This is a genomic window from Arsenicibacter sp. R0_47 (assembly GCF_057652235.1).
On record NZ_JBYFCJ010000004.1, the window covers coordinates 174565 to 197805 of the forward strand.

Genomic DNA, 23241 nt, shown 5'->3' on the forward strand with positions numbered 1-23241 from the left:
GAGGGAATGGATTGGTTTGGTTACCTTTGCCGGAAACGTCAATAAACCTGCGGTATGTTTTCCGTAAAAAAGCTATTCTTCTTCGCATGTCTTTCGACCGCTGCGATTGCTCAACCTGTTAAAAGAGGCGCAGTTCCTGAAGCTCCCGTTTTCCCGAAACGACCTAAACTTGTGGTTGGCATTGTTGTCGACCAGATGCGGTATGATTACCTCTACCGGTATTACGACCGGTTTTCTAAGGGTGGATTCCGTCGCATGATGGATCAGGGGTTTAACTGCCGCAATAACCATTATCATTACGCGGCCACGTATACAGGTCCCGGCCATACGCACATTTACACCGGCTCTGCTCCGGCGCTGAGTGGTATTGTCGGAAATGATTTTTATGACCGGACGGCTGGCCGGATTATGTACTGTGCTGAAGATACGGCGGTACAGACGGTTGGTAATACAGGGTCGGCGGGCAAAATGTCGCCCAAAAACCTGCTGGTAACCACTATTTGTGATCAGCTGAAGCTGGCAACCGATGGCCGGGCGAAGGTTTTCGGCGTGGCGCTGAAAGATCGTGGCGCTATTCTGCCGGCCGGTCATGCGGCGAACGGCGCTTTCTGGTTCGATTCGAAAGACGGGAACTGGATCAGCAGTACGTATTACATGAAAGAGCTGCCGAAATGGGTGCAGGAGCATAACGGCAAACGCTTGCCGGATCAGTACCTGAGCAAGAAATGGGAACCGCTTTTGCCCCTGAACCAGTATCTGGAAAGTGCAGAAGATGATCAGCCGTATGAAGCCCTGATGCCGGGCGAACAGAAGGCGGTATTCCCGCATGAGTTCGTTACTATGTCCGGCGGCAGTAAGTATGAAGGTTTACGGACGAGTCCGTATGGCGATGCCCTGACGAAAGAATTTGCGCTGGCGGCCATCAAAGGCGAGGAACTGGGTAAAGATGCCATTACCGATTTCCTGTGCGTGAGCTTCTCGTCTCCGGATTATATCGGGCACGCGTTCGGGACACACGCGGTTGAAACCGAAGATAACTACATCCGGCTCGACATCCAGCTGGCCGATCTGTTCAATCAGCTGGATGCCAGCGTTGGCAAGGGCGAATGGGTGGCGTTTCTGTCGGCCGATCACGGAGTAGCGGATGTCCCGGGCTTCCTGAAAACATACCATATTCCGGCTGACGTGAAATCGGGTGGAGAAATAAGTGATGCGGCAAAAGCCGCGTTGCAGGAAGCCTATGGACCGGGGCAGTGGGTACTGTCCTACATAAACCAGCAGGTTTACCTGAATCATGCTTTGCTGCAGGAAAAGAAAATTGCGGTAAACGATGCCTGTGATGTCATTAATCGGGCTTTGCTGAAACAGCGCGGTGTGCTGAACGTTGTCAACCTGAACAATCCGGGAGGGCAGCTGATGCCGTCGATCCAGATGGAAATGATCCGGAACGTTTACCAGCCTAACCGCAGCGGGGATGTTTATATCGTCTTCAATGCCGGCTGGTTTGAAGGCCGTACGCGTGGTACAACACACGGTACAATGTATGCCTATGACACGCATGTGCCGCTGTTGTTCTACGGGTGGGGTATCAAACCGGGCCAGACGGTTCGCCGTACGGCCATTGCCGATATCGCACCGACAGTTGCCGCCCTGCTGGGTATCCTTGAACCAAGCGGTACGATTGGAGCGCCGATTGAAGAAGTGCTGAAATAGAGACACAGCTATCAATAGCCGGTCATTGGTCAGAAAATACGCTGATCAATGACCGGTTTCGTTTTTGTGAAAACAGAAACAGGGGGATAAACGGTTAAACAGATAATCACCAACTCAATTTACCATGATCGATTTAAATCAGGCGCTTCGCCTTGTTTATCTGAGATTACAGAACTGGACAAAGCTCGGTATATCACATTTACCGGATCTGTTCGTGGCAATAGTCGTTATTTTTCTGGCCTATACCATTGCGGGCTATGTCCGTCAGATTCTTTCGAAAAGCTTAACCCGTGTCAGTCATAATCCGGCGCTGGTAGATCTGACGTCCCTGGTTGCCAGTACGGCCATTAAAGCATTAGGTTTTTTTGTCGCACTCGGGACGCTGGGTCTCGATAAAACCGTGACTTCCTTACTGGCCGGTGCCGGGGTTGTGGCGCTGGCAATCGGTTTTGCCTTTCAGGACCTGACCGCCAACTTTATTTCCGGTACCATGATTGCTATTCAGCGACCAATTCAGGTAGGGGATATGGTGGAAACCAACGGCTTTCAGGGCCGGGTTGTGGCCGTGAAGCTGCGCTCAGTCGTACTCGACAATTTTGCCGGACAGAAAATAGAAATCCCAAGCAAGGATGTTTTTCAGAAGCCGATTGTGAATTATACCCGGACAGGGCAGCGGCGTCTGGAGCTGTCGGCGGGTATTTCGTACCTCGATGATCTCGATAAAGCCCAGCAGGTGGCGAAGGAGGCTATCAGTGCACTGCCTTTTGTGCTGAAAGATAAGCCCGTTGATTTGTTTTACAAAGCCTTTGCCGGTGACTCGATTCAGTTTAAGCTGCTTTTCTGGCTGGACCATACAGATACCAATACCACATTTGCCATGAGTGAAGTCATTAAAACCCTGAAACGGGCTTTTGATGAAGAAGGTATACTCCTGATGTTTCCGATCGGAACGTATGACCTGAAAAAAAGAATCGCCGATGACCGCAACCCGCCGGCGCAGGGCGGGCAGGTGTAGAGAGTTAAAGAGTGAAAGAGCGAAAGAGATAAAGAGTGTTCTGTCCGCTCTTTATCTCTTTCGCTCTTTCACTCTTTAAATTAGATATTTACTGACACTGACCGTTGCACGGCAACGTTTGTTGTTTTCAGGGTAATGCTTTTCGAGGTTACCTCATTTTCACCGGCGATCTCAACGTTGTAGGTGCCGTCTTCCAGTTCGCTCAGGTCAAATTTTGCCGAGAACGTTCCGGATTTTTTAGTCAGGTACTGCGTTGCCAGGATATTATTTTTTTCGTCTTTAATGTTAATCACCAGCGCTTTACCGGCCTGTTTTTCTACGTTGACCCGCAGGGTAGACGGCGTGTTGACTGATGTGTAAATGGCTGTACGATAGTTGCCTGCAGTTGTTGTGTTGGCTGTTGAGCGGTTATCGTCAGCAGAGGCGAATGTTACAAAGCCCAGACTCAGGGCAATCATCAGGGAAGTGGCAAATGTTTTCATGACTGTTCGTATTTGTTGTTGTTCTTTGTTGTTATTGTCGTTCGACATGACAAAGGTGCACAGCGGATACGAAACATGAATCATCATTCTACACAAGCGGTCAGGAACGCCGGATGAAGCGCTTAAAACGGGCGGTGAGCTGTGACAATGAGTGATTGAGCAAATGAGCGATTGAGTGTGTATCGCAAGATAAAGGCTATGTGGAGTTTCACTAAATCACTCATTCACCCAATCACTCACTAAGTCAAATAACGAAGCTCACTTCTTTGAAGCCGAAATACTGGATCCGGTTGCCGGTGGCGACGGCGAGGCGGCCGGATTCGTCGATACCAACGATGTAGCCCTCAAAACGCTGCCAATGCCCTTGCTCATCTTCCCGTTCAAACCAATGAGCTTCCTGATAACGGAACAAACGCTGCAGATATGCCGTTTTAAGGTCGGAGCGTTTACCGGCTCGCAGTTGCAGGTACCGTTGTTCGATCCGTTCGGCAATGGTCGTCAGCAGGGAAGGCAGCGAATAGCCGTCGGCCAGCGGGAACCGTTTTTGCAGCGAGGTGGCGGTTTGGTAACTAAACTGTACCTGATTTACGTTAAGTCCGATACCGATCACTGACCAAGCAATAGCCGTGCCATGCAGGGTATTTTCGATCAGGATGCCACCCATTTTGGTATTCTCAACGTAGATGTCATTCGGCCATTTAATACGCAGCAGGCCTTCGGTAAGCGGATCGAGTGCATCAGAGATACCGAGTGAAACGGCAATATTCAGCCAGAACTGTTCGGTGGCAGTCAGAAAGGACGGTCTCAGAACAAGCGACATTGTCAGGTTCTGACCGCTTTCGGCCTGCCAGACATTGCCACGCTGCCCCCGACCGGCCAATTGTGCGTCCGTAATGACAATCAGTCCTTCGGCCGGTTCCTCAGCAGCGATGATTTGGGCCGCCTCATCGTTCGTAGACTGACAGCTTGGCAGGTAATGAATTTTTTGGCCGACAAATAGCGTTTTGGGATGGATTTTGTACAAAAGTTTGTTTAGTTTAGTAAAGGTTATGATATTAGAGTGAATCATAGACGTTAGTTCGTACCCTGATCTCACCATCCGATATGGGCGCGGCCACACCTGACTAGACCTGATTATCGGATTCATTGCAATTTTAAACGGATTACATGAGAATTAATAAAATCATTAGAACAACGGAAGAACAACAAGTAAGTTCAGAGACTCTTCGGGATTTAGTCGTGAAGGGTATGCAGGAGAAAAAAGCTATGGATATCGTAGTAATGGACCTGCGTCAGGTAAAAAATGCCATATGCGACTACTTCGTAATCTGCTCGGGTAACTCAGATACCCAGATTGATGCGATCGCCTCGTCAGTCGACGAAGAGGTGCATAAAAACACAGGCCAGAATCCGTGGCATCAGGAAGGCCGCACAAACCGTGAGTGGATCCTGATCGATTATGTGGATGTAATCGCACACGTTTTCCGGAAAGACCGCCGGACGTTCTATGATCTGGAACAGTTGTGGGGTGATGCCGAAATCCACCATATTGAAGAACCGCTGACATTACCGTCAATGGCCTGATCCCAACCGTTTATCAGGACGGGTTTCCACTAGTCAATTGGTAAAAGTAGCGGAAACATTAGCCTGACAATCGGTGTTACCAAGTCAAACCTCTTTGTACAACCTGTCGAAATGCCAGAAAATAACAATAGAAACCCGTTATCACCTCGGGGGCCTCGCCGGCCGAATATTCAGGGATGGATTGTCGCGTTTTTGATTGCCGCTATCCTCGGTATTACATTCATGAGCCGTTCCGGTTCAGTCCGCGAAACAACGTTTAAGCGGTTTGAACGCATGGTTAAGGAACATGAAGTGGCCGAAGTCGTGCTGGTCAATGACAAGATAGCCGAAGTAACGCTCACCGACCAGGCTTTACAAAGTCCTAAGTACAAAAATCTGTCTTCTGATAAGCCGTACTTCGGAACCGGTTCTGGTCCTCACTACGTATTTCAGGTTGCTTCTGCGGAGTCGTTCAAACAAGATCTTGACCGTGTTCAGCAGGGAATGCCTGATAATGAAAAAGTTGAACTGAAATTTGAAACCCGCAGCGACTGGAGTGCTTTCTTCGGTTCGTGGGGTATCCTGATCGTCATGATTCTGGCCATGTATTTTCTGCTGGGCCGGATGTCGGGTGCAGGTGGCCCGGGCGGTCAGATTTTCAATATTGGTAAGTCTAAAGCAGCCCTCTTTGATGCCGAGAACCGGGTTAAAATCACCTTTAACGATGTGGCTGGTCTGGATGAAGCGAAAGAAGAGATTAAGGAAATTGTTGATTACCTGAAAAATCCGTCGAAGTTTACCAAACTGGGTGCCAAGATTCCGAAAGGCGCCTTGCTGGTAGGCCCTCCGGGTACAGGTAAGACGTTATTGGCCAAAGCCGTTGCCGGTGAAGCCGGTGTGCCTTTCTTCTCCCTGTCAGGTTCTGACTTCGTGGAAATGTTTGTCGGTGTGGGTGCCGCACGGGTGCGTGACCTGTTCAAACAAGCAAAGGAAAAAGCGCCTTGTATTATTTTCATTGATGAGATTGATGCCGTAGGGCGTTCACGGGGCCGTGGTTCAATGCCGGGCGCCAACGACGAACGCGAAAATACGCTGAACTCACTCCTCGTGGAAATGGATGGTTTCGCAACGGATTCAGGCATCATTATCCTGGCCGCCACCAACCGTCCGGATGTACTGGATTCTGCCTTGCTACGTCCCGGCCGTTTCGACCGTCAGGTTAGCATTGATAAACCGGATATCGTTGGCCGTGAAGCTATTTTTAAAGTCCACCTGAAGCCGCTGAAATTATCAGCTGATGTGGACCCGAAAGAACTGGCCGCACAAACGCCTGGCTTTGCCGGTGCCGAAATCGCCAACGTGTGTAACGAAGCGGCCCTGATTGCTGCCCGTCGTGACCGCGAGTCAATCGGTATGCAGGACTTTCAGGATGCAATGGACCGGGTAATCGGTGGTCTTGAGAAAAAGAACAAGATTATCTCTCCGGAAGAAAAGGAGATCGTTGCTTACCACGAAGCAGGTCACGCGGTGGCTGGCTGGTATCTGGAGCACGCTGATCCCCTCGTTAAGGTAACTATCGTACCACGCGGTGTCGCTGCTTTGGGTTACGCCCAGTATCTGCCACGGGAGCAGTATCTGTACCGTACAGAGCAGCTGATGGACGAAATGTGTATGGCCCTTGGTGGTCGTGCGGCTGAAGATATCGTATTCGGCAAAGTCTCAACGGGTGCTCTGAGCGATCTGGAGCGCATCACGAAACTTGCCTACAGTATGGTAACCATGTATGGTATGAACGATAAGATTGGCAACGTGTCTTTCTATGATTCGAAGCAATCGGATTACTCGTTCAACAAGCCATACTCGGAAGAAACAGCGAAGCATATTGACGAAGAGGTGCGTAAAATCGTAGACGAAGCCTATCAGCGTACGATCAGACTGTTGTCGGATAAGCGTGAGGCACTGGAAACAATTGCTCAGAAGCTGCTCGAAAAAGAAATCCTTTATCAAAGCGATCTGGAGCGTTTGATTGGACGTCGTCCGTTTGAGCGTGACACCGCTTATCAGGCGTACAAAAAACGCGGGGAAGAAGTGGCTGGCTCAGAAACATCGCCGTCGCCGACCGAACCGGAAACATTGCCACAGGTTTAATCCTGATAAAATCTAAAACGAAAAAGGCTTTGGACAACCGTCTAAAGCCTTTTTTATTCTGTTTAACCTAGAGTGAACTGTTAGTTTCCTAAACTTTAGCCTGGGTAGTACCGCCTTTGGTCATGGAGATATCAACCGGCTTATTCTGCTGCCAGGCGCCACCGGTAAAGTCCGGCACATCAATGGAATTGGATTTATGACCGATCGACCACGCGCTGAGCGGACCGACCGAACTCCAGAGTGCCGCATCGTACACATCCTGATCGAGGGGCAGGCCGTTGCGCAGGCAGTCAATCGTGCGCCAGTCCATCAGGAAATCCATGCCGCCGTGACCACCCACCTTTTTGGCGATTTCGCCCATCCGTTTGACAATCGGGGGCATATACTTTTCTTCCAGCGCCTTCACTTCTTTATCACTCATCCACTCATGGCCGGTCGAGTAACGGGCCGGTTCGGGGTATTTCAGGGCCACCGCTTTGGTGCCGCTCACCAGCTGAATCCGCGAATAGGGCCGTGGCGAAGACACATCGTACTGCACCATAATGGTTTTGCCTTTCTTGGTTTTAATAACCGACGTGCTCATGTTGCCGTTAAAGTTCCGGCCGGCATAAGGGGTATAGAAATCATCCTTCGCGGCGAGGTCTTTCGCCATATTGCCCAGCACAAAGTCATTGCTTGACATCGAATTAAGGTAGTCAAACTGATCGCCGCGGTTAATATTCAATACCTGGCAAACCGGTCCTAGCCCGTGGGTCGGGTAGAGATTACCGGCCCGCTTCGACATCTCTTCCAGCTCCCACATCTGGTAAAAATGGTTTTTGGAGAACATGTACTCCTGCAGATTATGGATATAAGCCGCTTCGCAATGGACCACTTCGCCGAAAAAGCCCTGACGGGCCAGATTCAGGTTCAGCAGCTCGGTGAAATCGTAGCAGCAGTTTTCCACCATCATGCAGTGTTTTTTCGTCTTCTCCGACGTTTCGACCAGCTGCCAGGCTTCCTCAATGGTTTTAGCCGCCGGAACTTCTACACACACATGCTTGCCATGCGTCATGGAGAAAACGGCCATCGGTGTATGGTAAGCCCAAGGGGTCAGGATATACACCAAATCGAGGTCAGTCCGTTCGGCCAGCTTTTTCCAGATGTCAGTACTGCCGGAATAGACCTCCGGTTTATGTCCCGAGGCCTCAACCAGTTTTTTCGCCTTATTTACCTGTGATTCCCTGAGGTCACACAGTGCTTTGATATCGACACCTTCGAGTTTGTTCAGACGCTCGACGGCACCCATTCCACGGTTGCCGATGCCAATAATGCCAACCCGGACAACATCAAGTTTCGGGGCCGCATAACCGCTCATGTTAAACATGCGCGGGGCATCCCGTTTTGCCTGTTCGCCGATGGCATCCAGTTCATCCTGATTACGGGCAAACGCCGCAAACGGACTGGCCGCTACCAGGCCCAGACCACTTAAGCCCGCCGTCTTTAAAAAGTTTCTCCGGTTGTTTTCCATATTGATTTACGTTGGAGGTAAGTACGCTCAAAAAATACATTCACTCAGAAACGCAGGGGTGTACCCCTTGTCGGTCGCCCATTTTACGGCCGTCAGTATGCGGTCCCGGAAATCGGGCTGGTAAGCTTCGTAGAACGGGTAGAAATACTGCTCATGGACCAGCAGGTCAACAAACGGCGGCAGACCGGAGGGCAGTGCTGCATAGCGGTCGAGTGCCGGCACAATATCGGGCAGGTCGGTTTTGTCAATAACGATACTGCTACGGATAAAGGTGATCCCTTCCGCATTATCGTGCCAGATAAACCGCTGCTTCATGTGGCGACGCTGTTCGGGTGTCAGGTAATAGGACACCGCCGGAAGTTCGTCGTCAACGTTGAAATAGCCGAGCTGGCCCGTGTAGCCCGCGTCACGCAGCGCCCGTGAGCCTTCGACCGTCGATTCGCCCCAGTGCAGGGTAGTGACCGGCCCCATCAGTGCCTCACCGGCAAACCGGCGTATTTCTTCCTGAACAACGGCGCAGTCACGGGCGACCTGTTCGTAACCGGCGGTTCGGTATGGCATATCAGGGAACTCGCCCCGTGCGTGGAAACTCAGGCGGAGCCAATCCGCGTTGGCTTCCCACTCGGCTTTGAACCGGTCGGGAAACTGGGACAGGTTAAAGTTGTCGGTTTCGTAAAACAGGTTGAGGTGAATTTTCGTCCGGAACATTTGATGTACCTGTTTCAGAAAACCCAGATACGGGTTATCGAACAGGGACAGGTAGCGATCGCCCTGCTGGTAAATATCGCGCAGAAACCAGATGTTATCGTCGATAGACAGCCGGTAATGGCCTGCGAAGTTGGGTAGTCTGTACACGGTAATGGTCTGCTCCTGACCGGTTGTGTAATCATGGGCAACCAGTTTATTCAGGTAACCGGTCAGCGGCACAGTCGCTGAAAAAATACCTGCTTCATAACTGGCACTAATGCCATTGACGGTCAGGTAATGCGATGCGGGAGCGGTTAGCTGCACGGTGATTTGCAGCGCGTCTGCGGTTTGTAGGCCATCGCGGGCGTGCAGCATATCACCGTCTATCGGAAAAACAAAGGCTAATTCGGTAGGCATAAGCTTAAAAGTCAGGGGTAAACATAACGTCAAACGGCTTCACCGGGTCGGTCTTTTTCTGGATTTTGAAGTCCAGTACGTTCAGGTGCAGCTTGCGCCAGAGGCTGAAATCAAGATCAAACCGGCCGAGCATGGTATTGAGCCGGTACGGCATATTTTCGGAAAGCCACGCTTTAGCATACAGGCTTTTGAGCTCACCGGTTTCGTCCATCGCATCCACCAGCAGGCTGTGACAGGGGTAGGTCAGGTCGTAAAAGACGTAATCTTCCTTCTTTTTAGTCACCATGGCGTCGTTCCAGCGGTCGCAAATGGCTTTGGCCCACAAAAAGCGCATGGCTGAATAGTTGATCAGCCGCGCCGTTACGAGCATGGAAAACACAAAGCTGCTGTCTGTAGGCCGGGCTTTTTTCAGGGCGTTGATCAGGTCGCCCTGCGCTTCTTCGGTATGCCGGCGGACGGCTTCAAAATCAGCCAGGTGAGCAGCAGTGTTGGTGAGATAATACGGCTGGAAGGGATTCGACCAGCTTTCGACCAGTGTTCCGCGGGGCAGGCTGCCGGTATTCTTGCCCAGACATTTTTCCAGATAGCTGCCGGCCGTAGCCAGATGATCAAAGGCTGACCGAAGTTCAGTGGCAACCGACGGATAAACGACCTGCGAATACTGTCCGGTGAAGGTCTGTTTGTCGGGAGCGGTGCCCTGCCAGGCCCCGATACAGCCATACGCCATAAAAAGCCATGATGCGCTGACTAACGGTTCGACGGAGTCAGTCCAGACCGACGTAATAAAGCCTCTGGTATTGTGTTTTATACCGGTTTTCAGGCACAGATCAATGTTGGTATACGTGTAATCTGACGACGGGTAGATATGCCCCCAGCCCGACACGGCCGGCTGGATAAAAAACGGTTTCTTAGCCTGTAAAACGGGGTTCAGGTAGGTATAAATGGCTGTTGTATCGGGTGTATACTCCCAGATGACCGGAATAACATCGGCCGGAAATTTGGGCAGGATATTGGGGTAAAAAAGGTTCATGTCGGTCCAGGCCATAAGCGTTTTGCCATATGGTTTAAACGCCTCGCTGACAAACGCCAGCTGATCGACATAATATGCTTCCGGATCTATTTTGTTGGCAGGGTCGGCCGCGAGCCGCTTGGTTTCCCACGTTTCATCAAAGCCAACGTGGATAAACGGGCTGGAGAACAGGTCGGTGTACTGCTTGATCCAGTTCGTGAGCAGGGCCTTAACGGCGGGGTCGCGCGGGTCAAGCTCATGGCCGTACTGACCGATGGCCATTGACGCAAATTTTTCGTTCCGGATCAGCTCGTGCAGGTGACCGTAGAAATTCACAAACGGGATAACGTCCATGTGCCGTTGACGGGCATAGGCGATAATGTCGCGGATCTGGGCCTTTGTATAGTTCGCCCCGTAGTTAAGGGTCGGAAAATCGTCAAGCTCAATGCTGACTTCGTTGTAAAAATAGTACTGGTTTGTTTTGAAGCGGGCCAGAAAATCAATCTGGCGTTTGATTTCATCGACAGTAAGCAGACCACCGTGGGCGAAGTCCATCATAACACCCCGATAGGCTAGTTTAGGGCTGTCCTGAATGGAGACGAAAGGAAGCGAGGCCGAAGCGCCCTGCCCCTGAATCAGCTGCCGGATGGTCTGAACGGCGTAATAAAGTCCGGCCGACGTTTGGGCGTCGATCGTAATGCCTTTGCGGTTGATAGTCAGGCTGTATGTTTCGCGGGCATTGCCGTTGGTCGCTTCATCGGTACCCGGTAGCTCCTGTCCGGCCGAGCGGACGGTATACCGGATGGTGGCTGCCGTAACGCCGGCCGCCGTTACGCCGGCCGTAGTTGATTTTATAGCTGTGCCGCTCCGGGCGGAGAGAAACTGTTTTAGTTCGCCGATGGCAAACTGAATATCTTTGGGAGCGTTGGCCGGTGCATACACAGTCAGCTGACTGACTGGCACACTGCCCTGACCAAACTGCACCGTCTGTGGTTTCGGCAGCAAAACGGGTTGCTGTGCCCGGACACCGAGCCAACACAGCCAAAGTGCTATAAAAAAAAGACCCTTCGTCATGGAAGAAAAGAGCTGTTTTACCACATAAGACACATAGAGCACATTAGAAAAATGTACACTATGTGTCTGTGAAGTAGCTGTTTGAACGGGTAAACTATTGCCTTTATACAGCACCGCAATATTCTATGTTTACTATGTGTCTATGTGGTCAAAAAAAAACATTAATACGTTGCCCGGCCGCCCGACAGATCGAACGTAAAGCCGGTTGTAAAGCTGTTCTGAGGCGATACAATGTAGGCGACCAGATTTGCGGCTTCCTCCAGTGTTCCGCAGCGTTTCATCGGAATTTTATCGGTCATATACGTCACCTGTTGCTCCGGCATCGCATCGACAAGCGGCGTCCGGATCACGGCAGGGGCCAGGGCGTTGACGGTAATGCCAAATTCGGCATATTCCTTACCCTGTACCTTCGCCATACCGATCACCGCAGCCTTCGAAGCGGAGTACGCCAGCATACCCGCATTGCCCTCCTTACCGGCAATAGAGGCGATGTGCAGAATCCGGCCGTAGCGGCGTTCGATCATAAACGGTAGTACGGCTTTTGACGTATAGAAACTACTCATGAAGTTGACTTCGAACACCTTATGCAGATTTTCGCTCGTTACCTCATGGCTTTTTATGTTCGTGACACCCGTAATGCCAACACAGTTGATCAGGCTGTCAATCTGGCCGAAGTGGGCATGTGCGGCCTGAATCGCTTCCGTAACCCGCGCCTCATCGGTGATGTCGATGGCTACCCGGAAAGCGTGTTCACCGTAGCTGCCAAAGTGCTCTTCGAGGGCTGCTCCATTGAAATCCAGGAGCGCTACCTGTGCGCCATCGGCCAGAAATTTCTTCGCTACAGCCAAGCCGATGCCCGAAGCTGCTCCCGTAATCAGAGCAACCTGTCCGCTAAAATCTCCCATTGAAAAGTGATGTTTTCTTGAATGAATAATGTAAAATGTAGAATGGATAATGTGGAGCTGTGACTGGCTGATACGTTTATATAGTCAGTAACGTACCGGCTGGCGTACGCTCATTACACATTGTTCATTAATAATTATACATTTATTTATTAATCAGTAAACCGCTTTTTCTACTGCACGGATACCGTATTTTTCGTCGTTAACGATATCGAGTACACGCTGGTTTAGTTCACGGATATAACTGATGGACGACGGGTCAGGGATGTAGGCAGCTTTGCGGGCAATGCTGTTTCGCAGGACACCCCGGGCCATCAGCAGTTCTTTTTCTGCATAGTGGAACAATTCCATGTTCTGCAGCGAGAAGAAAATCTGCGGCATCACCCGTTCGAATAACTCAAAGGCTTTGGCATCTTCGCCGGAGGTCCGCAGCGTAAAGATTTTTTGCAAAATATCGGCAACGGCAAGCCCCGGCATCACCCCGCGGATACCCACCGGCACCAGTTCGAGCATGTACAAACCACCCCATCCCTCAAAGAGACCGATCCGGTTTTTTGTTTCATGGATAATGCTTTCAAACTTCGGCGCACAAAGCGGTTCCTCCAGTTTCAGGTACTTAAAGTTCGGATTTTCGTCCATCAGCTCTTTAATGAACCCGACACTGATCGATGAACCGCCCGGATTGAAGTCCTGAATCAGGACCGGTGTGTCCGGAATGGATTGTAAAAACTCGGACAGATAGACCTTCAGCGAGGCCTCCGGCAGGCTGAAAATACGGGGTACGGCCAGCGAAATGACATCGGCACCCGCTGCCACGTTGGCCTGTGCGAGCTTGATCGCCACTTTCAGCGACGGATGGTTCGACTGGGCGACGATTTTCAGACGGCCCGCAGCGTGCTCAACGGCAACCCGTACCACCTGTAGTTTTTCTTCGTCGGTCAGTTTGTAAAACTCACTGGCGTAGGCCGGCAGGCACACCGCCTTTATACCACCGTCAATGGCAAAGTCAATCAGATCGCGGAGCGCGGCTTCGTCGATTTCTTCGTTTTCAGTAAAGGGCGTCGGAACGATAGGCACTACGCCGAACAGTTCGTTTTCTACAGTTGTCATAACCTGGCTGGTTCTTGATTTTTGGTAACCACTTTCTTTTGTTGTACTTTATTGTCGACAATCGACAGGATCAATGTCGAGGCTAAAACCAGAATGCCACCGATGATGGCTTGCTGGTTCAGGGTTTCGCCCAGCCAGATGGCTGCAATAGGTAACCCCATGAACGTAATCAGATAATTTGAAATCGCGACCTGGGTAGCATCCAGATTCTTCAGAGCTTTGAAAAACAGGAGCATGGACAGGAAATTGTGAAAGAGCGTGAGGGAAATCATGCCAATCCATGTATTGGTCGTAAAGTCAGGGATACGGCCAAACATCTCGGGTTCGTAGTAAAGCACTAAGGGCGTCAGCAGTATCGACATCACCAGATAGGTGTAAAACACCATTTCGATCTCGGTAAAGCGGTCGGCTACTTTTTTACAGCCAACATTGTAGTAGGCATTGCCCAGGATAGCCAGAAAAATCAGCACGTTTCCCAGCGCGTAGCGCGAACTCAGGTCAACGCGTTTGATGTCGTCGGTGGAGCATAGCGCCACACCGATGATCGCAATCGCAAAGCTGATCCAGCGGGCGGTGTTCATTTTCTCTTTTAGCAGCAGAAAGGCAAATACCGCCGTCACAACCGGCAGAATCATGACCATAATCGCCGCATTACTCGCCAGTGAAAACTGCGTTCCCCAGGTCATCAGCACCTGCGACGGAAAGGCCCCCAGTGCGGCCAGCTGCACAAAAATCAGGGCATCGCTTAGTTTTTTACCCCCTTTCCGGAAATCGCGGACCACAAACGGCCCCAGAAAAATGGTAGCCAGCAACATCGGTGCCCAGACCGTGAAGTACGGCCCGACCTGGTCCTGCGTCAGCTTGATGCTGGTAAAATGGAAGGCCCAGATCAGGTTACAGAAGAACAGGATCGACCACGAAACGATGGATTTTTTCATAATTGGCTGAGTAAGGTCTGACCGGTTGAGAATCGGGCAAGTGCGTCGTAATCCAGTTCAACACCGAGGCCATGCCCCTGCGGCACCAGCGCCGCTCCATCCACAAATTCAATGGGTTGCACAAGCAGGTCGTCGGTCCGGACGAGCTCGCCGAAGAGATCTGACGGAATCGTGCAGTTGATGCTGGCGGCAGCAATGTGCAGGCCCATGGTTTCCGAAATGCCAAGGTCTACCTCCGATCCCCGCCAGCAGGCTTTGTCTTCCAGGTGAGCGATTTCGGCCAGCAGAACGCAGTTATAGGCCGATCCGTTGAAGTTATAGCCATCGACCGCATCGGCCCGCACAAAGGCAATCATGTCGCGGATATCCTGCGTATACGGCAGCGAAATATGCCGGAACATGGGGATACCGAGGGTTTCGCGGAGGTATTTGAAACCGGCCACGTCGGCGTGGAGGATCGGGTCTTCGAGGCCGAGCATAATGTCCTGTTCAACCCCGTCCATGAGCCGGAGCGTCGTTTCTACGTCAGTCCAGCGCTGGTTCGGGTCGAGGAGGATTTTGATGCCGTCGCCGCATTTTTTCTTGATTTCTTCGGTCCACAGGCGTACCGGATCTTCATCCGAGCACTTGAATTTGAACGCTTTGTGGCCTTTCTGCATGGCTTCGTACGCTTTCTGCGCGGCATCTTCCGGTGTCCGGCGACCGGTCCAGCCAAAGCAGTCGATGCGGTCGCGGTAGGCTCCGCCCAGGAGCTGGTGCACCGGTGCCTGCAACAGTTTACCGACAACGTCCAGAACCGCCGTTTCAAACGCTTCGTAGATCCGCTGGTCTTCAACGGGCAACCGGCGCCAGTTTAGTTTCAGGACATCCTGCCCGACAAGCTGCTGCATGGCCTGATGGAGCAACTCACCCGAGGCACTGCGGTAGGTTTCGCCGATGCCGGTCAGTCCGTTCTGAAGCGTCAGTTCAATGATCCACTTCGGTTGGTTGGCAAATTCCGTCCAGCGTTCGCCGGTCAGAAACTTTTGGGCAAAGGCCGCGTCCTTATCGATCACCTCTTCCGAGTTGAGGCTGTTCGGTTTGGCGGGCACAATGACCTGCGTGGCTTTAATGGATTGAATTCGGGTCATGGTTTCGGTTCAATAGCGTCTAACGAATAGGTTTGGGCCAGTTTGCGGATGTCGTAACTGAACGCAATGAACTGCTCTTCCCAATGGGCGGCCGATTCGGCGGTGTATGGGTAAAAGCCATGCGCATTCTGAACGCCTCTGGCACCGGCCGCTACCAGTTTCTCCATCATCGCCGGCGTTTCCGTGGCGTTACTGAGATCGGGAAACAGGTCTTTCATCACGGTCAGGTAGGCCGGAATGCCCGTGAGGTCCATAAACCGGAACGGGCCGGCAAAGGTGATCCAGTAGCCGAGGTCGTTGCGGAGTGAGCGGTCAACGTCTTCAATGGTCGCGTAACCGTTTTCGACGAGGTTGAACGCTTCGCGCAGCATGGCATACATGATTCGGTTGGTAATGAACCCGCGGATGTCCTTTTTGAGTACCGAGGGCTCTTTGCCCCATCGTTCGGCAATGGCTACCATCTTGTAGGCATACTGCACGTCGGATTCATTGCCGCAGATGATCTCCATGAATCGGGTAATGTGTGCCGGTTCGGCCCAGTGGATGCCGAGCACGCGCTCCGGATGCTTTAGCCCCTGCTGGAGGATGGTTACCGGAATGGCCGAGGTATTGCTGCCGATGATGGCTGTTGGCGAAAGAACCGTTTCCAGTCGCTGGTAAACCGATTTTTTCTCCTCTACACTCTCAATGATCGACTCAATCACTACATCAATGCCCGCCAGCTGGCCTACATCGTCGGTGATCGTTAACCGGTCCAGCATCGTTTCGGGCGCATCCGTTAATAAGCCTTCTTCGTTCAGCTGGTTCAGAAAGCCACGTATACGTTCGCGGGCTTCTCCGGCCGTGCTCATTTCCTTAATCAGCGACGTAACCGGATGACCGGCGGCCAGAATACAGGTAGCAATGCTGCTGCCCATCAGGCCAAGTCCGACAGTACCGATGCGCATGGGAGTAATCATAACGTTGAGTAAATTAAGCGTTATCAGGAAGTACGGCGATGGCGTCGATTTCGACCTTAATGCCATCCGAAAGCACCGACTGCACGGTTGTACGGGCGGGCAGTATGCCGCTGAAAAACGAGGCATATGCCGCGTTATACCGGTCAAAATCCTGAATGTTTTCGAGGTGAACCGTGCACTTCACAATGTTATCAATCGTACCGCCTGCCGCTTCCACAATTTTCTGCACGTGGGAGAGGGTGAGCAGGGTTTCTTCTTCAATGGTTCCGTGTATAACCTCACCGGTTTCAAGGTCAAGCGGGCCCTGACCGCTGACGAACAGTAAGTTACCGACCCGGACACCGGATGAGTAGGCACCGGTATTAACGGCTTTAGCGGGATGTTTTATTTCGGTTTTCTGCATGCTTAGTGAGCCAGTTTATCAGACAATGGCCATGTACTGAATGAAGTCAGGAAGTTAACTAAATTGTTTACAGCATGGTCAAGTAAATGTTTACCTTTTTCGGCAGTACCAAGCTGTGGTTCACCGCTGCTCCCGTTACCGGAAATAAACGCAGTCTGTTTAAATACCGTCACGCCCCGGTAGGGTTCGTCATCTTCCCACGCGATATAGCCATTACTGGCCGGTCGCCGGGCCCGTTCCACCCGCTCCATCCATACTTTTTCGGGATAGAGGTGCAGCATCAGGCTGGTTTCGTATTCACACGCATGGCTTAATGCCGGACTTTCCATGGGTGGTGTACCGGCAAACACGTTTCCGGCCAGTTCCCAATAGGTTGCCAGCGCAATAGTTGGCTGGTGGCTTTCGTCAAAGCGTTTACTCAAAAGGGCCAGTGCCTGCTTCACCGGCGTTATGTTTCCGCCGTGTCCGTTCAGCAGAACGATGCGTTTCGCTCCGCTCAGCACCAGCGACTGTACCAGATCAACTATCACTTTTGTATACAAATCCGGTGCTATACTCAGGGTACCGCCAAAATACAGGTGATGATCACTTGATCCGAACGGCAGGGTAGGGCAAAGCAGGATTTTATCAGGTAAAACAGCCTCTGCTTTCTGCGCAATTTTGGTGACAATATCCGTGTCTGTTGACACCGATAAATGTGGCCCGTGCTGTTCAATTGCCCCTAATGGCAGCAAGACAACATGGTCTTTTACATAGTGATTATTATCAGAATATGTAGAGGCAAAAAATAGCATAATTTAATTGACTTGTAGAGACGCAAAATTTTGCGTCTCATTTTTGATATATTAAACTAAACATCAATAATTAATTTGTAAGATAATCCGAAAAAGATACACTAAAAATAAGTACATACTAGTTGCTGTATTTTATTGAAAAAGGGGCATTTGACAATGAGCCGTGGTTACAGGTTTTAGGAAAAATGAGCCCTGGCTACAGGTTTTAGGAAAAATGAGCCGTGTTTACAGGTTTTAGGAAAAAAGAGCCGTGGTTACAGGTTTTAGGAAAAATGAGCCGTGTTTACAGGTTTTGGAAAAATGAGCCGCAAAATATTGCGGCTCTACGACGACGACGACGACAATCATCAATAACCTGTATTCTGTTTCAGGACTGACGTACCATTTACGACGCTCAAATCAATCTGAGCCTGTGGAATAGGGTAAATTTCGTTTTTGCCCTTTTTGAACGTAGCGCCCTTCATGTATGTAAAGTCGTAGCCCGGAATCGAGGTTTCGTGTTTTACATACGCATTCAGGGTGTTGGCCATGTAGCCGGTACCATTGTCCCAGCGGCGGAGGTCAAAGAAGCGGTGGCCTTCCATAGCCAGCTCCAGTTTGCGTTCGAACCGCACGGCTTCACGGGCAAAATCTTTGCCTTTTGTTGTGAACTCGGTCGTATAAAGACCAACCTTGTAATTGGCGGCCGGTTCGTTGGTAAATCCTTTCAGCGGCGCCGTGTTGTCCACGTACTTTTTAACCCAGCCAGTCTGGTTGGCCGCCCGGGCCCGTACCTGGTTAACATACGTCTGCGCCTGTGCCAGACTCCCGATTTCAACTTCACACTCGGCGGCCCACAACAACACGTCGGCAAAGCGGATCATGGTGTAATTGTTTGACGTCCAGCGTGAGAAGGCCGATGTCGTAGCAGCCTGTGCCTGATAATAGATGGTTTTAATCGGGCTATACGGGCCGGCTACCGGTTGTACACGAATCCATGCCTTACCCGGATGAACGCCCCAGTCCAGATACGGGATACCACGGCGGCCGACAGTCCAGTCAAGCCGTGCATCAAGTGTGCCCTGATACGGGGTAAACGGTGCGCTGCTTTCGATATTCTGGTCGTTCGCGATGTCCGAATCGTTGAAGGTGTCAATAAGCGGCAGGCCGGTTGCCGGGTCGGTTTTATACGAGTTCACAAGGCTGAACGACGGCTGGTAGGCTCCGCAGCAGGTAGCCGGACCGCCCATCGGGAAGTTCAGCGCATCGCCGTAGTTGCCGTTCTGGTATGAATCGGCCACCGACATCTGCACCGCAAACACGGATTCCGGTCCGTTTTTCTTCGACGGGTTGAAGTTATCGGCGTAGTTGGTCAGTGCATATTTAGCACCCGAAGCCGTAACCCCATTGGCGATGATATCGGTCAGCACCGCCTTTGCTTCCGTGTATTTGTCCTGAAACATATACGTTTTGGCGAGGAATGCCTTGGCTGCCCAGCTGTTTGCCCTGCCGACTTCAGTTTTAGTAGCGCTCAGGTTATCGGCCGCAAATTTAAAATCGGCTTCGAGCTTAGCCCACGGCGAAGTCGAATTAGCCACGTTGTAATTGCCGTTGGCATAACTCACGGTCTCGTCCAGATACGGGATATTTTCCCACATTTTTGCGGCTTCGAAGTGGTACACCGCCCGCAGGAATGTCGCTTCAGCCTTAATCTGTTTGGCTTCATCGGCGGTCAGGGACGGGTCAGCCGTCTGTGCCAGTACGCGCAGAACGTCATTCGCCCGCTGCACACCGGCATACAGTACCATCCACTTGTTGTTGAACGGTGCCATTGAGGCATCGTAGTTGTAGCTTTCAACGGCTTCCATCGGTGGCAGGGCCGACGCCTGGGTGCCGGTATGGGCGTCATCAGACGTTACCCCACCGAAAATCCAGTTGCTGACGCCGACAAAATAGTAAGTGGTGTTCGGAACGCCCCAGCCGTCGAGGAGGGAGTAGGCACCGGTCAGCAGGCCTTTCACACCGGCTTTGTTGGCCAGCGTACTTTCGCTGGTCGAACCGAGGGCACCGATTTCGAGGTATTCCTTGTTGCAGGCGTTGGTTGCCGTGATTAATACCAGGCAACTTGCCAGGAGTCGAAGAGAGAGTCTTTTCATGATTGGCAATGTGTTAGGTATTGTTAGAATGAAAGATTTAAGCCGAGGATGAAGTTTTTCTGGTTGTTCGGGTAGTTGGCGTAATCAACACCGAACGCTGAACTGTTACCGCTGATTTCAGGGTCAAGACCGCTGTATTTTGTCAGGGTGAACAGGTTTGCGCCCTGTGCGTAGACCCGCAGCTTGTTTATGCCCAATCGTTTCAGCGTCGACGGGCTTACGGTGTAGCCGATCACCAGCGAACGCATTTTCAGGAATGAGCCGTCTTCGACATAGAAGGAGTTCGATACCCCCGACGAGCTGAATGAGCCGGTTGACTCAATTTTCGGAATTGACGAACCGGTGTTGGTCGGGCTCCACGCGTTCAGGAGATCGTTACTTTTAGCACCTACGTAAGTACTGAAGAAGTGCGTAAACGATTTAATCGTGTTGTAGATTTCGTTGCCCTGCGAACCAAACAGCGTTGTCGAAAAGTCAAAGTTCCGGTACGTCACGCCAAGGTTCAGACCGTAGGTGAAATCGGGGTTCGGGTTGCCGAGGAACGTCCGGTCAGCCGCTGAGATCTGGCCGTCGCCGTTCACGTCCTGGTATTTAAAGCGGCCTGGAGCGGCACCGCTCTGTGTTGGTGAGGTAGAAACATCGGCATCGCTCTGGAACAGGCCAAGCACTTTGTAGCCAAAGAACGAACTCACCGGCTGACCAACCTGATTGCGGATAACCGTACCGAGGTTCTGCGTATTAGCCGCGTCGAAATAGCCCGGGTTCGGAATATTCACAACTTCGTTTTTATAGGTCGTGATGTTAGCGCCGATTGTGAATTTCAGATCGTTATTAACGGTGCCTCTATACGTAGCTGCCAGGTCAACCCCTTTGTTCTGAATATCGCCGATGTTTACGGTTGGGGCCGTGGCGCCGCCCGCCGATGCCGGCAATGGTTGGGTGAAGAGCAGCCCGTTGATCGACTTCTTGTAATATTCCAGGGAGATGTCGAGTTTGTTGTTCAGGATGCTGGCGTCGAACCCGATGTTGGTAACAATGTTTTCTTCCCAGCCTGTGTTCGGGTTACCGATGCTGATCTGCGCAAAACCCTGCGATAATTTGGCCGCGCCGGTAATGTCGTAATAGGCATTGGCAAAGTTACCGCCGAAGAGCGTGAAGGCGTTGGCCGGACTCACGTTGTTCTGTGAACCCAGTACCCCGTAGCTACCCCGGATTTTCAGGTCGTTCAGCCAGGTAACGTTTTTCATGAACTCTTCGCCCGTTACGCGCCAGCCCGCTGAGAATGAAGGAAAAACACCATACCGGCGATTGGCACCGAAGCGGGATGAACCATCACGGCGGACGGTTACGCCCAGCAGGTATTTGTCGTCGAATGAGTAGTCGGCACGGCCGAACACCGAGAACAGCGTGTTGTTATAGGCGCTGCTGGCGTTGGTAATATTGGTCGTACCGTTTGACAGACTCAGGTAATCGAAACTGGTTGAGAACAAGCCGCTGGATGATCCTGTCAGAAAGCGGCCGTAGTTGCGGATAGCTTCCGAACCGGCAATGACTTTCAGATTATGCTTGCCGAAGGTATTCAGATACGTCAGCGTATTTGTCCACATCGTGGTACTGTTATACAGGGCTGATTCGGCAAACGAGTTCGGGTTTGTGTTGCCTTCCGAGTTGTTATACGGCGTGAAGGTGAAGTTTGTATAATATTGGTTATCAATGGTTCCGCCAATGCTCGTACGGGCCGTAAAGTGCTTCAGGAAATCAACTTCCGCAAAGATATTCCCCACAATATCCCATGTATTGCTCTTATTGTTTACCGTATTTTTCTGCACGGCAACCGGGTTAGAGGAACTACCCAGCTCAGGGCCTGTAAATGTTCCGCCGTAGTTGCCCTTGATGTCGTACACCGGAATAACCGGCATGTTCCGGTACGTCCACGCAATCGGGTTACCGCTGCTAAGGTTATCGAAACCCGGATTCTGCTTGTAGAAAACATACATGTTTTCACCCACCCGGACATTGTTTTTCACCTTAAACTGGGTATTGACGCGGGCTGAGTAGCGTTTCAGGTAGGATTCAATCATTGTCCCCTGCTGGTTGAAATAACCCAGCGAAACCAGGTAGTTCGACTTATCCGTACCGCCGCTGGCTGTCAGGTTATGGTTGGTCATCGGGGCCGTTTTAAAGAGCTCATGGAACCAGTCGGTACCGGATTTATTCAGGGCCTGAATCAGGTAGTTACTGGCCGGATTGGCGGCATCGAAATTGTATTTTGACGGGTCAACAGCTGCGCTGCCGGCATTGCCGACACCGGTTGCTCCGGGACCACGGTAGGAGAAATCAGGAATACCGTTCTGGAACAGACTCGTGTTAGGATAAGCCTGTTTTGTCAGTGTCGCAAAGTTCTGCGAGTTCAGCAGGTTGAACACATTGCCTTTCAGCGGCTGCTGACTGCCATAATAAGCATCGTAGGTGATAACCGGTGCCCCTGACTTGCCTTTTTTCGTCGTTACGATAATTACGCCGTTAGAGCCCCGAACCCCGTAAATGGAGGCGGCACCGGCATCTTTCAGGACCTGCATCGATTCAATATCGTCGGCGCTGACATCGTTCAGTTCGGCCTGTACACCATCCACCAGCACCAGTGGCTGGGCATTACCAAACGAGCTGATACCACGGATAAAGATGTTGCTCGGGCTGCCGGGAGCCCCAGAACTGATAACGTTTACCCCTGCGGCCTGCCCCTGAAGGGCCTGTACTGCCGAACCGGCCGGAATGGATTTAAGGGCTTTCATGTCGACAATTGACACGGAACCGGTAATATCTTTCTTACGCTCGGATGAGTAGCCGGTAATGACCACTTCACTGAGAGACGTAACGGAAGGTGTCAGAACAACGGAGATAGTTGTCTGATTACCAACGGGAATTTCCTGTGTTACATACCCGATGTAGGACACAATCAGGGTTGCGCCGGGCGCGGCGTTGATCGTAAACGTTCCGTCTGCGTTGGTTGACGTGCCGTTTGTCGTATTGCCTTTCAGCAGGATCGAGGCTCCGGCAATCGGTTGCTGATCGTCGGCAGCAGTGACTTTCCCTTTGACGGGTGTCTGCGCCCATACCATGACGGACGTAAGCATGCAAAGGAGCAGCATGCAGACCTTTTCTTTTGGAAGGAGTAAAGAGCGAATCATGATCTATTAAGTTGAAAAAAAACAGTTACGCTTTGTCTGTACTGGTACTAAATACCTACCTCCT

18 protein-coding genes are annotated in these 23241 nt (G+C 51.5%); 4 read left to right on the forward strand and 14 right to left on the reverse strand.

What is annotated here, in order from left to right:
* Nucleotides 1–54: 54 nt before the first annotated feature.
* Nucleotides 55–1713: an alkaline phosphatase PafA gene (gene pafA / locus AC23NW_RS09480; protein WP_487449097.1), complete on the forward strand. Its 1659-nt coding sequence runs from the start codon at nucleotides 55–57 to the stop codon at nucleotides 1711–1713.
* 124 nt (nucleotides 1714–1837) lie between these two features.
* Nucleotides 1838–2728: a mechanosensitive ion channel family protein gene (locus AC23NW_RS09485; protein WP_487449099.1), complete on the forward strand. Its 891-nt coding sequence runs from the start codon at nucleotides 1838–1840 to the stop codon at nucleotides 2726–2728.
* Between the two features lie 80 nt (nucleotides 2729–2808).
* Here the strand turns inward: AC23NW_RS09485 and AC23NW_RS09490 are convergent, their stop codons facing one another.
* A complete protein-coding gene (locus tag AC23NW_RS09490; RefSeq protein ID WP_487449101.1) occupies nucleotides 2809–3210 on the reverse strand; it encodes a T9SS type A sorting domain-containing protein in 402 nt (133 codons plus the stop codon).
* 244 nt (nucleotides 3211–3454) lie between these two features.
* Nucleotides 3455–4234: a biotin--[acetyl-CoA-carboxylase] ligase gene (locus AC23NW_RS09495; protein ID WP_487449103.1), complete on the reverse strand. Its 780-nt coding sequence runs from the start codon at nucleotides 4232–4234 to the stop codon at nucleotides 3455–3457.
* Nucleotides 4235–4377: 143 nt separating this feature from the next.
* Here AC23NW_RS09495 and rsfS point away from each other — a divergent pair, with 143 nt between their 5' ends.
* Nucleotides 4378–4794 (forward strand): ribosome silencing factor, encoded by a 417-nt coding sequence (gene rsfS, locus AC23NW_RS09500; protein WP_293837844.1) that lies wholly within the window; start codon nucleotides 4378–4380, stop codon nucleotides 4792–4794.
* A gap of 111 nt (nucleotides 4795–4905) precedes the next feature.
* Nucleotides 4906–6921 carry an ATP-dependent zinc metalloprotease FtsH gene (gene ftsH, locus AC23NW_RS09505; protein WP_293837842.1) on the forward strand — a complete coding sequence of 672 codons (2016 nt, stop codon included), beginning with the start codon at nucleotides 4906–4908 and terminating at the stop codon, nucleotides 6919–6921.
* Nucleotides 6922–7009: 88 nt separating this feature from the next.
* Here ftsH and AC23NW_RS09510 read toward each other — a convergent pair whose 3' ends face one another.
* From AC23NW_RS09510 to AC23NW_RS09565, 12 genes are all read right to left on the reverse strand, one after another.
* The gene (locus AC23NW_RS09510; RefSeq protein WP_487449105.1) at nucleotides 7010–8431 is read right to left on the reverse strand and encodes a Gfo/Idh/MocA family protein; all 1422 of its coding nucleotides are present in this window, start codon (nucleotides 8429–8431) and stop codon (nucleotides 7010–7012) included.
* Nucleotides 8432–8458: 27 nt separating this feature from the next.
* On the reverse strand, nucleotides 8459–9535 hold the full coding sequence (locus tag AC23NW_RS09515; RefSeq protein WP_487449106.1) for a hypothetical protein: 1077 nt from the start codon (nucleotides 9533–9535) through the stop codon (nucleotides 8459–8461).
* A 4-nt stretch (nucleotides 9536–9539) separates the two neighbouring features.
* Nucleotides 9540–11618 carry a glycoside hydrolase family 20 zincin-like fold domain-containing protein gene (locus AC23NW_RS09520; protein WP_487449107.1) on the reverse strand — a complete coding sequence of 693 codons (2079 nt, stop codon included), beginning with the start codon at nucleotides 11616–11618 and terminating at the stop codon, nucleotides 9540–9542.
* A gap of 161 nt (nucleotides 11619–11779) precedes the next feature.
* Entirely contained in the window at nucleotides 11780–12523 is a 744-nt protein-coding gene (locus tag AC23NW_RS09525; protein ID WP_487449108.1) for an SDR family NAD(P)-dependent oxidoreductase, read from the reverse strand.
* 153 nt (nucleotides 12524–12676) lie between these two features.
* Entirely contained in the window at nucleotides 12677–13630 is a 954-nt protein-coding gene (locus AC23NW_RS09530) for a dihydrodipicolinate synthase family protein (RefSeq protein WP_487449110.1), read from the reverse strand.
* Nucleotides 13627–14568, reverse strand: a complete 942-nt coding sequence (locus AC23NW_RS09535) for a DMT family transporter (RefSeq protein ID WP_293840605.1) — start codon at nucleotides 14566–14568, stop codon at nucleotides 13627–13629. The genes AC23NW_RS09530 and AC23NW_RS09535 overlap by 4 nt, the downstream gene beginning before the upstream one ends.
* Nucleotides 14565–15698, reverse strand: coding sequence for a mandelate racemase/muconate lactonizing enzyme family protein (locus AC23NW_RS09540; protein ID WP_487449111.1), 1134 nt, complete (start codon nucleotides 15696–15698; stop codon nucleotides 14565–14567). Before AC23NW_RS09540 ends, AC23NW_RS09535 begins: the two co-directional genes overlap by 4 nt.
* Nucleotides 15695–16657 (reverse strand): 3-hydroxyacyl-CoA dehydrogenase family protein, encoded by a 963-nt coding sequence (locus tag AC23NW_RS09545; RefSeq protein ID WP_487449112.1) that lies wholly within the window; start codon nucleotides 16655–16657, stop codon nucleotides 15695–15697. The genes AC23NW_RS09540 and AC23NW_RS09545 overlap by 4 nt, the downstream gene beginning before the upstream one ends.
* Before the next feature lie 13 nt (nucleotides 16658–16670).
* Complete coding sequence (locus AC23NW_RS09550) at nucleotides 16671–17060, reverse strand: RidA family protein (protein ID WP_293840613.1); 390 nt, start codon at nucleotides 17058–17060, stop codon at nucleotides 16671–16673.
* A 2-nt stretch (nucleotides 17061–17062) separates the two neighbouring features.
* The gene (locus tag AC23NW_RS09555; protein ID WP_487449115.1) at nucleotides 17063–17854 is read right to left on the reverse strand and encodes a creatininase family protein; all 792 of its coding nucleotides are present in this window, start codon (nucleotides 17852–17854) and stop codon (nucleotides 17063–17065) included.
* Nucleotides 17855–18201: 347 nt separating this feature from the next.
* Nucleotides 18202–19989 (reverse strand): RagB/SusD family nutrient uptake outer membrane protein, encoded by a 1788-nt coding sequence (locus AC23NW_RS09560; RefSeq protein WP_487449116.1) that lies wholly within the window; start codon nucleotides 19987–19989, stop codon nucleotides 18202–18204.
* Between the two features lie 23 nt (nucleotides 19990–20012).
* Nucleotides 20013–23177 carry a SusC/RagA family TonB-linked outer membrane protein gene (locus AC23NW_RS09565; RefSeq protein WP_487449118.1) on the reverse strand — a complete coding sequence of 1055 codons (3165 nt, stop codon included), beginning with the start codon at nucleotides 23175–23177 and terminating at the stop codon, nucleotides 20013–20015.
* Nucleotides 23178–23241 lie beyond the last annotated feature (64 nt).